Origin of the sequence: Caproiciproducens galactitolivorans, from assembly GCF_026672255.1 — a bacterium.
Lineage (GTDB): Bacteria > Bacillota > Clostridia > Oscillospirales > Acutalibacteraceae > Caproiciproducens > Caproiciproducens galactitolivorans_A.
Window position 1 is genome coordinate 69,874 of the sequence record NZ_JAPOHA010000012.1, and the last position, 15,248, is coordinate 85,121.

At 43.3% G+C, this 15,248-nt stretch carries 14 protein-coding genes; 10 read left to right on the forward strand and 4 right to left on the reverse strand.

From position 1 onward, the window contains the following. Positions 1–4: 4 nt before the first annotated feature. The 3 genes from OUY18_RS11695 to OUY18_RS11705 all read right to left on the reverse strand — a co-directional run bounded on the left by OUY18_RS11695 (position 5) and on the right by OUY18_RS11705 (position 4,171). Positions 5–2,017, reverse strand: a complete 2,013-nt coding sequence (locus tag OUY18_RS11695) for a hypothetical protein (protein WP_268058971.1) — start codon at positions 2,015–2,017, stop codon at positions 5–7. A 134-nt stretch (positions 2,018–2,151) separates the two neighbouring features. Then, positions 2,152–2,334: a helix-turn-helix domain-containing protein gene (locus tag OUY18_RS11700; protein WP_268058972.1), complete on the reverse strand. Its 183-nt coding sequence runs from the start codon at positions 2,332–2,334 to the stop codon at positions 2,152–2,154. 1,315 nt (positions 2,335–3,649) lie between these two features. Continuing rightward, positions 3,650–4,171: a PadR family transcriptional regulator gene (locus OUY18_RS11705; protein WP_268058973.1), complete on the reverse strand. Its 522-nt coding sequence runs from the start codon at positions 4,169–4,171 to the stop codon at positions 3,650–3,652. Positions 4,172–4,293: 122 nt separating this feature from the next. Here OUY18_RS11705 and OUY18_RS11710 point away from each other — a divergent pair, with 122 nt between their 5' ends. From OUY18_RS11710 to OUY18_RS11720, 3 genes are all read left to right on the forward strand, one after another. After that, entirely contained in the window at positions 4,294–5,685 is a 1,392-nt protein-coding gene (locus OUY18_RS11710) for an MATE family efflux transporter (RefSeq protein ID WP_268058974.1), read from the forward strand. Between the two features lie 512 nt (positions 5,686–6,197). Next, positions 6,198–6,818, forward strand: coding sequence for a TetR/AcrR family transcriptional regulator (locus OUY18_RS11715; protein ID WP_268058975.1), 621 nt, complete (start codon positions 6,198–6,200; stop codon positions 6,816–6,818). Positions 6,819–6,830: 12 nt separating this feature from the next. After that, complete coding sequence (locus tag OUY18_RS11720) at positions 6,831–7,787, forward strand: ketopantoate reductase family protein (RefSeq protein ID WP_268058976.1); 957 nt, start codon at positions 6,831–6,833, stop codon at positions 7,785–7,787. A 303-nt stretch (positions 7,788–8,090) separates the two neighbouring features. Here OUY18_RS11720 and OUY18_RS11725 read toward each other — a convergent pair whose 3' ends face one another. Beyond that, positions 8,091–9,302, reverse strand: a complete 1,212-nt coding sequence (locus OUY18_RS11725) for an alpha/beta hydrolase (protein ID WP_326492997.1) — start codon at positions 9,300–9,302, stop codon at positions 8,091–8,093. 113 nt (positions 9,303–9,415) lie between these two features. Here OUY18_RS11725 and OUY18_RS11730 point away from each other — a divergent pair, with 113 nt between their 5' ends. The 7 genes from OUY18_RS11730 to OUY18_RS11760 form a co-directional block, all read left to right on the forward strand. Beyond that, a complete protein-coding gene (locus tag OUY18_RS11730; RefSeq protein ID WP_268058977.1) occupies positions 9,416–10,009 on the forward strand; it encodes a TetR/AcrR family transcriptional regulator in 594 nt (197 codons plus the stop codon). Positions 10,010–10,148: 139 nt separating this feature from the next. Beyond that, a complete protein-coding gene (locus OUY18_RS11735; protein ID WP_268058978.1) occupies positions 10,149–10,778 on the forward strand; it encodes a TetR/AcrR family transcriptional regulator in 630 nt (209 codons plus the stop codon). After that, positions 10,771–11,442: a class I SAM-dependent DNA methyltransferase gene (locus OUY18_RS11740; RefSeq protein ID WP_268058979.1), complete on the forward strand. Its 672-nt coding sequence runs from the start codon at positions 10,771–10,773 to the stop codon at positions 11,440–11,442. The genes OUY18_RS11735 and OUY18_RS11740 overlap by 8 nt, the downstream gene beginning before the upstream one ends. After that, entirely contained in the window at positions 11,439–11,942 is a 504-nt protein-coding gene (locus OUY18_RS11745) for an AAA family ATPase (RefSeq protein ID WP_268058980.1), read from the forward strand. Before OUY18_RS11740 ends, OUY18_RS11745 begins: the two co-directional genes overlap by 4 nt. A gap of 570 nt (positions 11,943–12,512) precedes the next feature. After that, a complete protein-coding gene (locus OUY18_RS11750) occupies positions 12,513–12,938 on the forward strand; it encodes a sigma factor-like helix-turn-helix DNA-binding protein (protein ID WP_268058981.1) in 426 nt (141 codons plus the stop codon). A gap of 531 nt (positions 12,939–13,469) precedes the next feature. Beyond that, complete coding sequence (locus OUY18_RS11755) at positions 13,470–13,667, forward strand: hypothetical protein (protein WP_268058982.1); 198 nt, start codon at positions 13,470–13,472, stop codon at positions 13,665–13,667. A 96-nt stretch (positions 13,668–13,763) separates the two neighbouring features. Next, positions 13,764–15,248: recombinase family protein (locus OUY18_RS11760; RefSeq protein ID WP_268058983.1), on the forward strand; the 1,485-nt coding region annotated here is incomplete at its 3' end.

A 15,248-nucleotide genomic window follows, 5' to 3' on the forward strand; every position in this document is an offset into this window, starting at 1 on the left:
GGGCTTATCCTCTTTCCTTGCCGTTTATCTGCTCTCTCAGAAGTAATGTTTCCTTGATAACTTTGTCGAAGCCACTCCATCGTTTTCTTTCCTGGTATCCCTTTTCCACAACAAGGGATAGAGCGGATGCTTCATCATTCCAACCGTTTGTCCGAGCAAGCATATCCACGATAACATCGTGGTAATCCTGCAAGGGGGAGTTTTTCCGCACGATTGCCCCATATACACCCGACTGTGAAATGCTTGCCTGCGCCATACGAAATTTCCGTGAAGCCTGCATTACATAGCTTTCCAGGACAAAAGTGTTCCAAGGTACCCCCGTCGATGGGAACTGCAGGAACAATTCCACATCGCCGATGGGTATATAATCGCCGGGACAATACAGTTCCAGAAGCTCGTCTGTTGCTTCCACCTGAAAATGCACACAGTCTTTCCGAATCAGTGATGTCGGCGAGATTCGCACCATCTCCTGCAGGATGTCGCTCCAGTAAATTACAACCCCAAGGCTGTTGGCAAAATCCTTTAGTTCGGAGAGAGACAAGGATTCCCGCTCTCTGCAAAAGCTGTGATAGGCATCGCTTATGCTCATGCACATGCCATGGGATGTAATCAATGCGCCACTAAATGTGAAGCGATCGCGGAGCAGATAGCTTAGTGTGTTCCGAAGACCGTAGTCTTTCATATCCGCCGTGTCAATCGCTGCTGAGGGGCAGTAACTGTTCAGCAGTTTGCGTAAATCCTGCGCCACGAGAAATCCCCGTTGCTCAATTTCAATGTTCATTGCACGAATGAGTCTCTCCATCTCTTCCGTAGAAATGGGCAGATTGGGCGCAAAGAAATATGTTTCCATGTCAACATTTACTAATTTCGGATTACCAACCAATGATTGCTTTATCTTGTCGAACGGAATATACCAAAGGAAATTCTGCAAATCTGCATAGGTCAGCGGAGTGTGGCTTGCCCGTAAAACACGCAGAACATCAGTCTTGTAATCTGCATTCAGCCCCTTTTTTAATATCATACCATCGGCGGAATAAAATGAACTGTTCCCGTTTTCCGGCAGAGCAGCCACCATCGCATCCTTGTGGAAAATGTTAAGCTCCTGCGCCAACTCATAGCTGAAGCGGGAAAATAGCATTTCCGTGAACACACAGGAAGCTCCGTTCTCAAAAGCCAGCTGAACATCGCCCCAAATCTTTTCGATCAGTCCGTTCCTTGCATCATCTGACTTCCGAGCGTAAATGCGGTCATCCAAAACAATTCCCACCGCTTTGAGTTGCACAAGCAGCGTGTCTCTGTCTGTCTCAGGCTCAGAACCGTAACGTTCGGTATAACGGGTAATAAATTTCTTTATGTGAATAACATTCTGCCGCAGTCCATCGGGAAACTCATCCAGCAGAATAGAAGCGTATCTATCCGATTCTTCCTGCTTTTGTTTAGGCAATGCTGTTGCAGAGATGGCTTTTTCTGTAATGCCTGGTTCATTGGACACAAGCAGAGCATTTTCGGCTGCTGCGGTTGTTTCTGCTGTTCTTTCCTTAAGAAAATTCAAGTACGATTTGCCTGCGGCTATAATCTTTGTATGAGTTTTCTTGTGTTCCAAGCGGAAAACTCTGTTTTGTTCAATTGCCTGCAATGCCTTTTTTATTGTTGGAATATCCGTAATCTCAAGCAGTGGCTTGAGAATAATATGATGCTCAAGACAGAATTTTTCCATATCACGACAGTACAAGAAATATTCTGACAGCTTTGATGGAGATACCCTCGATGAAAGATAATCAGAAAAGGAATCCACAATGGATTCATTTTTATCTATCATCGCTTTTGCCTCCTTCAATATTGCTTCGTAACGAGTCTTGTCCGTATGATAAATCCCCACAATTTCTTCAAAGAGCCTTGTGGCAGGCTTCACTGTTGTAGTCCCCAGATACGCAGACTCCATACTCTGCATCTGAAAGGAGATGCCGTTCACATTACGGTAAGTATCCTCGATTTCCATGCCGTTGTTCTCCGCCATTCGCCGAAGCTTCCGCGATATATCTTTGACAATATGAAGTCGCGGAGTGTCACTGCTTACCCAATTTAAATAAGCGTTCAGCAACACAGCTGCCTCGTAGATATCCCAAACCGGCTGACGATTTGCCATAACCATTACTTTGGTTGCTCTGGGGAACATACAAACATATACTTCGGCTTCGGTGTGTCTTTTGGAATCATGTAGCTGTTACCGAATTTCTGCACGCCGGGTATGCGACCATTTTTGCAATGATTCTGTACCTGACGAATGGAGATTTTCCATTTTTCTGCTGCTTCTTTTGTCGTAAAGTACTCCACAGCTTACCCCTCCATTTAAAGACACAAACAATCAACCTATTATCATATGTATTTTATCATCGTTTCTGCGAAAATTCAATGCGTTTCGACGAAGTTTTTACTGATCCCACTCTTGTCATTTTTGCGAGTTTACAGCAGAATGATGGACGAAATAAATTATTTACAAAACAACGCTCGATAAAACGAAGCGCTCTGTACTAAAACGAGCCTATTGTTTTTGCATTTTGGAGCATGGGCATCCACAGCGCATTTCGCGATGTGTGTACCAATTGGAGAGAAAATGGGGGTATCCAAAGGTGAGAATCTCCTTGGTTCTGGGTTTCCAATAGGGCTAGAGCATCCCTATTGGCACACGATTTTGCCTCCGGCAAAGTCTAGAGTGTTATACCTTTGTTTCGGCTAACGCGACAAATGGTAATACCATGGGATTGGCAGCACACTTTTGAACGGCAGTTTTGTGTTGCTCCCCCGTGACACCCACCGGCTCGGTGAAAAAAAGTTATACATTCCGTTTCCCGAAGCGATGTGGAGGAAACATTAACGAATACCTCAGATACGTAAACGGGAGAAATAAAACAATAATTGCCCTTTTAAGGGCGGTGGGGCAATTTATGCAAGCGGAAAATAATTCAGTGCACTTGACAGGGTCGGCTAGTAGTACGCCCTTACCATGATCTATTCTATCATGCAGATTGTCGTGTACTTATTCTTGCCAACCCGAACGAAAAAGAGCATGGGCAGCGTTGAGCTGTCCATGTTCCGGAAGCGTCCGCACGACGCGCAGCCGCACAATTTATTGTGCGATCAAAGGGGATTGGGGGCCTGCCACCAACAAGCAATTCCACGGTTTTCGCGGAAGCGAAAAATCGGGAAATGGGCATCGTGGGTACCACGATGCATTGCTTGCTGGTACAGTGAAACAAGCGAGCAACGCAAACTCGCCACAAGAGACGGATGGGGTTGTATCCGTGATGAAGTCGTATTAGCATTGTGAAAAAAGCGGGACAGATAGTGGCAGAATTACTTGCTGGGTTTCCATAACGGAATAACTCTTAAAGTAGACTGTCCGTTCATCCTGTGAGGACAGCATTGGATCGGTTGCGAAACACATTCCAGTAGCAATTCTGTAAGATTTGTGGTAGACTTTTTCTTGACCATCGGGGGTTCTCTCCTTTAAATGATTTGCTCTCAACATTCATTTTATCGGAGTTCCCGATGGTTTTCTATACCCATCTTATAAATTGCAAACATTATTGTACTCTATCCGTTAAGGCCATTATTATTGGCAAAGTCTAATCAATTGAACAATACTTTTTCAATTTCCTTTTAACGAGGCAACCCATGTCTCAATTGTCTGAGCTAACATTAACTGTTGCTGTAAAACCGCCATGCCGGTCTTTGGAATTTTTGGGACGTCTTTTTTTCTACTTAGGCTTTCTTCCAGTTCGTATCTAAGCGCTTTGATCTGAACTTCGATATTTGACAGACAGGTCTTCTGCGCTTCTAGAGAAAGACTTTCTAGATTCACGATGACCGCGTTGAAATCCAAGAAAAAGTGAATAGAACTCTCGGAGATTTCTTTCATCAGCTCCTCAAACGCTTTCTCTCCGGTAGTTGTTAGAGAGTAAATAGCTTTTTCGGGCATTTTACCTTCTTTTACAATGCTGCTTTTGATATATCCCTTTTCCTCCAATTGTATAACCTTTTTATAAATAGATTGGGTGCTAATTCTTACCCATTTGGAAATATTGCGGTACTCCACTAATTTTTGAAGTTCATAGGCACTCCGGGATTCCTGTTTTAGCATCCCCAATACGATCAAATCAATCGTTGCCATAAAAAGCCCCCTTACTATCTTGACAAGTACTATAATTTATAGTATTATATGCTTTGCTCAACTTAGTACTAGTAATTATAGTACTTAATTTTTCACTATCTGTCAAGAGAAAGGGGATATTTATGGACAGTCAAAACAAGAAGATGGAATTATTGGGGAGCGCGCCGATACCGAAGGCGCTGTTGGCAATGGGGCTTCCCACCATGATTGGCATGATGATTAACGCCTTATACAATCTGGTGGATGCTTATTTTGTGGGTGGACTGGGGACCAGCCAGATGGGGGCGATTTCCGTAGCATTTCCACTTGGACAGGTCGTCGTGGGATTAGGCTTGTTGTTCGGAAACGGCGCAGCATCCTATCTCTCCAGATTGCTGGGACGCGGCGAAAAAGAAACTGCTAACAGGGTCGCCAGCACAGCTTTATACAGCAGTGTTTTCGCGGGAATTGTTATGATCTTATTCGCTATAATCTTTCTGAAACCGATTCTAAGAGTTTTAGGTGCCACAGAGAGCATTTTGCCTTATGCGATGACTTATTCCAGCATTTTTATCATAGGTTCCATTTTCAATGTGTTCAATGTAACAATGAATAACATCGTGACAAGCGAAGGCGCTGCCAAAACTACGATGTGTGCCTTGTTAACAGGTGCGGTATTAAATATGGCCTTGGAACCCATCTTTATCTATACGCTGCATCTGGGTGTGGCCGGTTCCGCCATCGCAACCGTTATTTCTCAGTTCGTTTCTACGCTGGTCTATTTAGCCTACATATTTAGAAAAAAGAGCGTTTTCAGCTTTGGGATAAGTAAATGCTGCTTTTCCAAAAGTATTCTATCTGAAATCTTCAAAATCGGTGTTCCTACGCTGATTTTCCAACTACTTACAAGCCTGTCTATTGTACTGGTCAATGCGCAGGCAAAAAGCTATGGTGATTCTGCAATTGCGGGAATGGGATCTGTGACCAGGATCATTGCTATGGGGAGTTTAATAGTATTCGGATTTATCAAAGGTTTTCAGCCTATCGCGGGTTACAGCTACGGAGCTAAAAAATTCGATCGTTTGCATGAAGCAACAAAGGTTTCCGCAATTTGGTCAACTGTGTTTTGCGTTGTTTTCGGATTGGTCATGGCACTGTTTTCTACGGCAGTCGTGTCGCAATTCACGAAAGGCGATACGGAAATGATTCGAATTGGACAGAATGCTTTGTTGGCAAGTGGAATTTCTTTTATGCTATTTGGCTTTTCCACCGTTTACTCATCACTATTCCTTGCGTTGGGAAAAGGAAAAGAAGGATTCTTCCTCGGCTCATGCAGGCAGGGAATCTGTTTTGTACCAGTCATTTTGTTGCTCCCGACGGTTTGGGGAATCAACGGTATTCTTTACGCACAGCCAATTGCAGATGTGTTTTCTGCCATAATTACCGTTTTTATGGCAATGCGGTTGCACAAAGAACTGGTTCATGCAAAATCCGGTATGGATACTCAATACAGGGAAATCACAAAAGCAGACTAGGCCTTGTTTGAAAAATAAAAGCTGCACAAAAGGGTAAGATTATGTAAGCTGTGTTATGCTATTTATATCATACCGGATCTCAGTAGCTGCTTACCACAAACGGAAATAGGAACGAATTATTTGAACGTGAACAAGAGAGGGTATTGTCATGAAGACATTGAAATGGATTATTTTATTAATTGTATCAGTAGGGGTTGGCTCGTTTATTGATGTAAATATATTGGAAAAGATAGATATAAACGTTTGGCTTTCCCGGGGCATTGGTTGTCTTGTTACTGTGATTATTGCACTTCTGATGCATCATTGCTTTTTCAGAAAAAAGTCTTCAAAATAGTATAAGCATAATATGCGCTTTGACCATATAGGCGGCGTCCTTACATACTTTAGATACCTTTATCACATAGTGTTTTAGCGTTTTCGTGTTAGTTCATCTAAATAGCCTATTGACAAATAACAAGCCCTTTCATATAATTAAACCGGCAGACGGTTTAATTATATGAAAGGAGTATACCATGTCCAGATCAAATATTCACTATATAGAAAAACGCGACGAGTTGGCAAGAAGGGTTTTTGATATCTTTATAAAAAATGGATATGAGAACACAACACTTTCGTTGATTGTTAAGGAGCTGAAAATCTCAAAAGGGGCTCTCTATCATTATTTTACGACCAAAGAGGCTTGCGCAGACGCGGCCGTAGCTTTGTGTTCAAAAGACTGCTATGAAAAGGTCGTCTGTCAAATAGATGATAATATGTCGGCAGAGAGCAATTTTAAGAGCCTTATCCTTTCCTGTTCCACATTATTTCGGGACAATGAAAAAAGCATAGAAAACATCAACACTCCTTCAAATGCCATTTTCCATCAAAAACTGATGGCTGCTTTGGTTAAATCCTTGGCGCCTCTCTATGCGAAAGTCATTACGCAAGGTATCCATGAAAAAATATTTGACGCAGAATTTCCGCTTGAGACGGCACAAATGATTCTGACGTTGACAAACTTCTATTTTGACGCAGATATGTTTGGTTGGAAACCAGAGGAAATGCCCGTAAAATTAAAGGCTTTTGAAGGTTTCCTCACAAACGCATTGAAAGCGAAGCCCGGTTTGTTCTCATTTCTTCACAATTTTGAATAAGGAAGTATTACTATGAACGTATTGATTGTCGGCACCGGTGTGATTGGATCGCTGTATGGCTGTGCCTTATCCCAAAAGCATCATGTTGTTCACTATGTCCGTCAGGAAAAGCTCACGCTTTTGGACCAAAAGGAAATTACCTTCGATTTTATTGATGAGCGGCAGGATAAAAAGCATCAAAACACAAACGGCAGTTATACTTATCATTGTGTAGCCAATGCAAGCGATAATTATGATTTGATTATCGTCCCCGTCAAAACCTTTCAGCTTGCGGAAGCGCTGCGAACGCTGACCGCGCAAGCCCCAAACGCAAATTACCTTCTTATGACGCTTGATTGGAACATGAGCGGCGAATTTGACAAAATACTTGGCAAAAGCCATTATGTTCTTGGATATGCAGGCGGAGGCGGCACTTTCCGCGGAAATCAGCTTTGGGCCAATTTGGGAAATGACGTGATGCTTGGGGCGGTCTATCAGGAGCAGCAACCGCTTCTGAACAGCGTGAACGAAATGTTTAAGAGCTGCGGTATCATTCCTAACATCGAAGCAAACCCATTGCATTGGCTGTGGGTTCATAACGTCGGATCGGCTCCATTGGGAGCAGCTCTTGCAAAATACCACGATATGAGCCGTCTGCTGAATGATAAACGCCTTATCAAAATATCATTCAAAGCTATGCGGGAGTGCTATAAGATCTGTGAAAAGCGAGGTGTGGATTTAAAGAAGTATGACGAGGTAAAAATGATGTCCATACCGCTTTTTGTCCTCTGCCCGATGTTCCGACTGAATTTCACCAAAAATCCTGCTATGCAAAGATATACTGCCCATGCAGTGGACAGCATTGATGAAATGGTGCAGAATTTCAAAGATATTTTTGCAACGGGCTCCTCACTCGATGTCGATATGCCTAATATGCGGTTCTTGATGAAACTTGTTTCATTTGTCGATGGTTCTGTAAATACAAAGTAATACGCGGATGAAATTATGAATGATCTCATGTGATATGGGGCAGGCAATAATAACAAAACAATTAACAGCAAATAAAGGGCTTTCATAATCTTCCTCCACGAACTGAAACTTCTACTTGGATATTAATTTATCTTCTACTAAACTCAATAGCGGCAGCGTCCGGTGGATTGCCAAAGAGAAGTATACATAAAAACAGCACGATTCCTTATCAAGGAATCGATGCTGTTTATTTCCATGTCCATTTGTTCAATTTAAATACAGGTTAATCTTATCACAAATTTCTAAATCGGGAATATAGCTTAATTATTTCCCCAAAAGCACACGAACCGTTTGACTTACAAAAAGCTCACTCTCATTCATCCACGGGCTGTGTCCTGAATGCTCGAACCATACAAGACCTTTTTGGGGGGCAACAAGCGAATCGTAATATTGCTGTGTCAAGGAAACCGGAGCGTTCGCGTCGTGCTTTCCAAGGAAAAAATAAACCGGAATTTTCAGCTTTGCATACTTCTTTCTCAGATCAATATCATAAAGCTGCGGGTACACCTGATTGAAGGTATGAATCACACCCCTAAGATAATTAACGGAGTCAACAAGCCCATATTCCGGTGACAGCATATCCCTCAATGTATGATAACCGCCGTTGGTTATCTGAGGGTCCTTTTCCATATAGTCTGACAGATAATTCAGATAGACAGCTGACTTCCATGTAACGTCCTGACCGTAATAAGGCGGCATACCATTGGTAACCAGCTTTTGCACGGTTTTTTCATCGTTTCTTGTCTTTGCCAGCTCCATCACCTTTTTATAATCCGTTATTTCTGTCTCTTTAAAGTCTACCATCTGGCCGGTACCAATAAAGGCGTGATATTTTTCGGGAGCCGCGTCTGACAGAAAAATTCCCAGTGCACTGCCCCACGATTCTCCCATAAGATAGATTTTCTCAGTTCCAAAGCGTTTTCGCAAAAGGTCGGTAAGAGCAAGGCCGTCTTTGACATATGTATCAACCGTAATTGTTTCGTTTGAAACAGCATTGTATGACTTGCCGCTGCCCGGCTGATCCCAGTTCACGACGACAAAGCGTTCCTCCAATCCTGCAAGCGCATAGCGTGTTGCAGCCATCTGCGTTCCCCCTGGACCGCCAGCCAAAAATAAAAGCACCGGATTGCTTCGATTTTTTCCCCGAATGCTAATCCATTCCTGATGACCGTTCAGCTCGACTTGACAGAGTTCCGCTATACTGTTTGCCTGTACCTTTCCATCTTGATCCAGTATCTGCGGCGTGTGGGCAGCAAATTGGCTGAGCGTAATGAGAATTGTCATTAATACAGTCAAGCTGGCTAAGAGGATGGCGGTTTTTTTCAAACGACCCCCCACCGCTTTCGGCGAACCCCTTTTTCGCCTGCAGATTGCAATTTGAACAACACAGACCAGCGAGACAATCAAGCTTATAGCGACTGCTGTAAGCAGAATCGCTGCAATGATAGCCATAACCATTTCTTTTTCATTCCTCATTCCACACGTATCTGTTTTTCGACCAACGGTCGAGCAATGAAATTATACTATTTTTTCGACCGCTGGTCAAGTATGCTTTTTTGCGTTATACTATGTTGGGGGAGGTGAAAAAGATGGATAAAGCAAACATCATATTAGACGCGATGAAGACGCTTCTGGAACAGGATGATGGTGCATCTTGTTCCGTAAGCGATATTGCAAAAAAAGCAGGCATCGGCAAAGGCAGCATTTATTATTACTTCAAATCCAAGGATGAAATATTTGATGCACTGGTGGAACGGGAATATCATCAAATCATTGAAAATTGCAGAGTTCTGATGAACCGCAGTCATGCCGATCCGGCTCAAAAATTCGCGCTGCTGTTTCGAAGCTACCGCAGTTCAACCAGTCTGCTTGCGATGGATCATTACTTGCATCAGCAACAAAACGCCGCCATTCATCAAAAATCGCTTGCAAAGATATTGTCTTCCCTTTCGCCAATCGTAGCGGATATTATCCGGCAAGGAGTGGAAGAAAAATCCTTCCGTTGTGAGAAGCCTCAGGAAACAGCAGAAATCATTTTATCGGTTTACTGCTTTTTATATGACCCCGGGATCTTCAAATGGACACCGGAACAGTTAAAAGAGAAAGCATCCGCATTGGCCACCTTACTGGAAAACGGTTTATCAGCAGCAAAAGGAAGTTTTCAATTTCTTTATCAAACATAATTTCTTCTGAAATCGGGGATTTTTCTTTATTTCAAAAGCCCAAGCAGTTTGCGGCCTATTGACAGCATATAAATATTTGATATAATGATAACATACGTTGCGCAACATAAGTTACCGATTTACGCATAGCTGGTTTTCTTTGAGAGCCAGTCTGGATTATGGTACATCGTTATTCAACGAAAAAGGAGATTTTGAGATGCCGCCAAAGCCAACGACCAGCAAAGAGGAGATCTTGAGCGCCGCTATTTCCTTGGTACGAGAACATGGCATGGAGAGTGTTAATGCTCGGAGCATTGCTTCAAAGTTGAACTGCTCGACGAAACCTTTATTTCGTATCTATGAAAATATGGACGCTCTAAAACAAGATGTCATTGCTCAACTCGACCTATACTATAACACGTTCATGGAAACCCGAATGAGTGACGACAATCGTCTGCTAACGCAAGGAATTGCTTACATTGAATTTGCAAGACAAGAAAAAAATATATTTAATACTCTTTTTATGGATAAAAACTGTGCGGGAAAAAGCATTGAAGAGATCCTTGATGCTGATTGGAACCAACGTTCCATTATGAATGCCCAAAAAATAACGGGACTTAGCTTGGAAAACGCTCGAAACCTATTCCGGGATGTATGGCTTTATTCGCACGGAATCGCAACTCAAATTGTGTCAGATGATATCAATTTACCATCAGAAGAAGTTGTTCAACTGATAAGAAATGCTTTTAAGCGATTTTCTATTGTAATGAAGGAGAATGAACATGAATGAAATGCCAGAAGAAATGATAACTTTCTTTAACACACGAGCCGAGATATATGACGCTCAGCAGATTAAAAATATCGACGGAGGTAAAAAATGCTATCACGAAATAGCTCAATATATCCCCGATCATGCAAAAACACTATTGGATCTGGGATGCGGGACAGGATTAGAATTGGAGTCTATTTTTAAGAGATTTCCTGAAATAGATGTAACGGGCATTGACCTCGCAGATAAAATGCTGGAGAAACTGGCTGCAAAATATTCAAGATATTCGATCAATTTAATCAATGGCAACTACTTGTCTGTGGATATGGGTGCAGGAAAATATGATGCGGCGATATCAGTTATGTCCTTTCATCATTTTACTCATTCGCAGAAACTGAAGCTCTACACCAATATTTGCCACTCGCTAAAAAGCAATGGAGTTTTTATTGAATGTGATTATATGGTTGGGTCCAATGACAGTGGCATAGAGGCACATTTTTTATCGGAGAGAGAAAAACTCCTGACGGATCATAATCTCACGGAAGATCTCTATCACTATGACATTCCTTTTACGATAGAACACGAAGTGTCGTTATTAACCGAATCCGGGTTTCAGTCAGTCAAGAAGGTATGGGGTGTTGAGAACACGATTATGCTTTTGGCAACGAAACAGGAGAAAAAATGAAGAGACTGATTTTTGTCAATGGGACTATGGGAGTCGGAAAAACATCGACTTGCAAAGAACTTCTCGGTATACTACAACCAAGTGCGTTTTTGGATGGAGATTGGTGTTGGTGCATGAATCCCTTCCGAGTTACAGATGAAACAAAGCATATGGTAGAAAGCAATATTTGCTTATTACTGAATAGTTTTCTATCTTGCTCAGAGTATGAAAACGTAATCTTCTGCTGGGTTATGCATCAGGAATCGATCATAAATAGTTTGTTGGGCAGATTGAATTTGACAAATGTTGATGTATACAAAATTACGCTGTCTGTTTCAAAAGAAGCACTTACGCAAAGGCTCAATAGAGCTGTTGAAAATGGTGAAAGAACGTCCGATGTTTTACAAAGAAGTTTGGATAGACTTCCATTATATCAAGAGATGAATACTATTCACATTGATGTAAGCAATATTTCACCTGTTCAGGTGGCCCGGAAAATAATAGAAATTATCGGTGATTAGAGGATGTTAACATAAGTTTAGATAAACAATCTGCCATTTGCGGCAATAAAAAAAACCGCAGTTTCGGCAGATCATTAAGTATGCTAAAATTGCATATTTAGAAACCAAGCAGCGGTTTTGAAATGAAATTCAAGGCCGCTGCTCCTTTTTAAAAGACGGTGTTCAGAGGGCGTGATAATTGCGCTCTTTTTTTACCATTGATACAGCGGCGGTATTGGGACAGGAGATCTTTTATGTACCCGAAATCGATGCTTTTCGTATGGGAGGAACCGTTACACCACCATAACGGTTTGGTTTAGCTGACAGCCTAATATTTCTTAATTTCAAAAATTCCATTAAATTCACGGGTGAATACTATACCCATTTTACATTTTACACCTTGCAGGACTTTTCCTGCATAGGTGCTTTTTTATTTCTTGTTTCAGTATCAAAGCACAAGCCCCATCACTCCGGGCCAACTTGTTCCGGAGTCCGTGCCAAGCCTATGCGTCATATTTTTTACCGCTGCCGGTCCCCGCCGCCTCTGTTTCGATTTGCCAAAACCCCAAAATCGAAACGGAGGAATACAAAATGGTCAAGATCAATCTGAGGAAATACTATCCTGATTTTTATACCGCCGACTGCATTATTGAGGTGCCGGACGAGGTTGCGTCGCTTATGGATTCCTACGAACACGCCGAAGACGCCTACTATCTGCGGAGATACCGCCATAAGGCGTATTACTCTCTGGATCGCGGCGATGGCATCGAGCGCGACATTCTGTTCGTGTCACTGTCCCCCTGCGAGATCTATGAGCGCAAGGTGACGGTCGAGCAACTTCACGCCGCTATCGCCGCTCTGCCGGACAAGCAGGCCAAACGCATCTATGCTCACTACTTTTTAGGAATGAGCAAGAGCGCCATTGCCAAAGCTGAGGGTGTCAGTAAGACTGTAGTCGGTGACGCCATTGACCGAGGACTCAAAAATATGGAAACATTTCTAAAAAAATTTCTCTAAGCTCACTTACTTTTGCCTCAAAAATGAAAAGGTTTATGAGGAATATGTTTTTATTCTTCTCTGAACCTTGAAAATCGAATAAGGGACAAGCCGGATACATACCGCAAGCAGCGGCATATAGGAAGCCGGGCGGCGGGTGCGCCACGATCTTTCCTTACGCGAGAGAGGGTGATTGGATATCAGCGTAACGGGAAGGGAGCGAAGAACACCATCACCGCAGGCAGAGCAGCGTCTTTCAGACGCAGGGCAGCTCTGTGGCAATCATCTGTATGTAATGAAACTTCCGTTCAGTCACAGTCCGAGCGTGATAAAACCGTCGCAGGCAATGAGAACGGCCCGCCATCAGCATGGGGGGAGGTGCGATTCCTATGGTATCAGGTACACCGCCTGTTCGTCCGGAATGTCTGTAAACACAAAAAAGCAATCGAAACAAAGGTACAGCCGCGCCGTAATGGCTCCGCATTGCCCACGATGGCAATGCAAATACGAAATATATGGCTCGGCTGTCTTTATTTAGACGGAGGCATAACGGTGAAAAAAACGAAAGCTACTGCTTACAACAGCAATATACCGCCCGGAACTTCCGGGCGCAATCGCTTAGATAAAACATCTACCTATAAGGTAGACGGCAAAACTTTCATTGTTGAACCTGTTTTTCAGAAAGACGGACATGATACGCTGGGGAGCATTTTAATGAGACTGATGAGGGCCGACGCAGAACGGCTTTAATGATAAGTGACAACTTGGCAAGCGTGACAATCGGCGGTCGATATGGTATACCTAACCCTGTAAATACTGCTTATTTGACTGCCGGAAAGGAGATTTATGAAACGGTCAAATAAGAGAAAAAACCGGGAAGATACAGCCTTCCTTTATGAGCGGCTGTCACGCGATGACAATCTTGAGGGTGAAAGTTACAGCATAAGCAATCAGAAAAAACTTTTAATCAAGGTTGCCAAAGAAAAGGGATATACCAACCTTGTCCACTTCTCGGACGATGGCATTTCCGGTGTTACAATGGAGCGACCCGGTTTTGTGGCGATGATTCAAGAACTTGAGGAAGGCCATGCGGCGGCTGTTTTCGTAAAAGATATGTCGCGCTTGGGCAGAAACTACATTGAGGTTGGGAAACTCACAGAGGAATTCCTCCCCGATCACGACATAAGGCTTGTCGCGGTCTCCGACAACGTGGATACTGCCGAGGGAGAAAATGAACTGACACCGATTCGCAATCTGTTCAACGAATGGTATGCCCGCGATATCAGCAAAAAGCGGCGCATCAGCAATAAAATCAAGGGAAATGCCGGAGAACCGATGGGACAACCGCCTTACGGTTACATCAAGGACCCAGATAATCCAAAACGCTGGATCGTGGATGAGGAAGCCGCTGTCGTAGTTCGCCGGATTTATCAGATGACGCTGGACGGCTTTGGGCCGGAACAAATCGCCGCCTNAGATAATCCAAAACGCTGGATCGTGGATGAGGAAGCCGCTGTCGTAGTTCGCCGGATTTATCAGATGACGCTGGACGGCTTTGGGCCGGAACAAATCGCCGCCTCGCTGGAACGGGACAGTATCCTGACTCCAATATCTTATTGGCAGACACGAGGCGTCAACCGCCCCGGCCAGCATAAAGACGCACCACCCACGAAGTGGAACAGTTCTACCATCACCAAGATTCTTTCTTTGCAGGAGTATTGCGGGGACGTTCTCAATTTCAAGACGTACAGCAAATCCTATAAAAATAAGAAGCGAATTGAGAACGACCGTGACAATTGGGTTATCTTTAAGGATGTGCACGAACCGGTCGTTGACCGCGCAACATGGGAAAAGGTACAGCAGAAGCGGGGCAAAATCCGCAAACGGAAAACAAATGAGGGAGAAACCAATATGTTTTCCGGTCTGCTTGTCTGTGCCGACTGCGGACATAATCTGCATTACCACTTCAATCAGGGCAACCCGGATATCAAGTATTTCAATTGTTCCAATTACAAAGGCAACCGGGGCACTTGCACTTCTACCCATTACATCCGTGTGGACTTTCTGGAACAGGTCGTGTTGGGAGAAATCCGCAGGCTCACAAAATTTGCGAGCAAATATGAAGATGAATTCGTTAAAGCGGTTATGGGACATTCTCAGCAAACAGTGGAGCTTGAGCGGCAGAAAAAGCAAAAAGAATACAATTCTCTGTTGGCCCGCGATAAAGAGATCGACCGGCTGTTTGATCGAATGTATGAGGATAACGTGGCAGGTAAAATTTCCGACGAACGGTTTTCAAAAATGAACAAGCAGTATGAAGATGAACAGAGC

Bases quoted from the DNA above. Each gene is read 5' to 3' on its own strand.
- OUY18_RS11695 (WP_268058971.1), bottom strand. From the start codon at position 2,017: ATGGCGGAGAACAACGGCATGGAAATCGAGGATACTTACCGTAATGTG.
- OUY18_RS11705 (WP_268058973.1), bottom strand. From the start codon at position 4,171: ATGGCAACGATTGATTTGATCGTATTGGGGATGCTAAAACAGGAATCC.
- OUY18_RS11710 (WP_268058974.1), top strand. From the start codon at position 4,294: ATGGACAGTCAAAACAAGAAGATGGAATTATTGGGGAGCGCGCCGATA.
- OUY18_RS11715 (WP_268058975.1), top strand. From the start codon at position 6,198: ATGTCCAGATCAAATATTCACTATATAGAAAAACGCGACGAGTTGGCA.
- OUY18_RS11720 (WP_268058976.1), top strand. From the start codon at position 6,831: ATGAACGTATTGATTGTCGGCACCGGTGTGATTGGATCGCTGTATGGC.
- OUY18_RS11725 (WP_326492997.1), bottom strand. From the start codon at position 9,302: ATGAGGAATGAAAAAGAAATGGTTATGGCTATCATTGCAGCGATTCTG.
- OUY18_RS11730 (WP_268058977.1), top strand. From the start codon at position 9,416: ATGGATAAAGCAAACATCATATTAGACGCGATGAAGACGCTTCTGGAA.
- OUY18_RS11740 (WP_268058979.1), top strand. From the start codon at position 10,771: ATGAATGAAATGCCAGAAGAAATGATAACTTTCTTTAACACACGAGCC.
- OUY18_RS11745 (WP_268058980.1), top strand. From the start codon at position 11,439: ATGAAGAGACTGATTTTTGTCAATGGGACTATGGGAGTCGGAAAAACA.
- OUY18_RS11750 (WP_268058981.1), top strand. From the start codon at position 12,513: ATGGTCAAGATCAATCTGAGGAAATACTATCCTGATTTTTATACCGCC.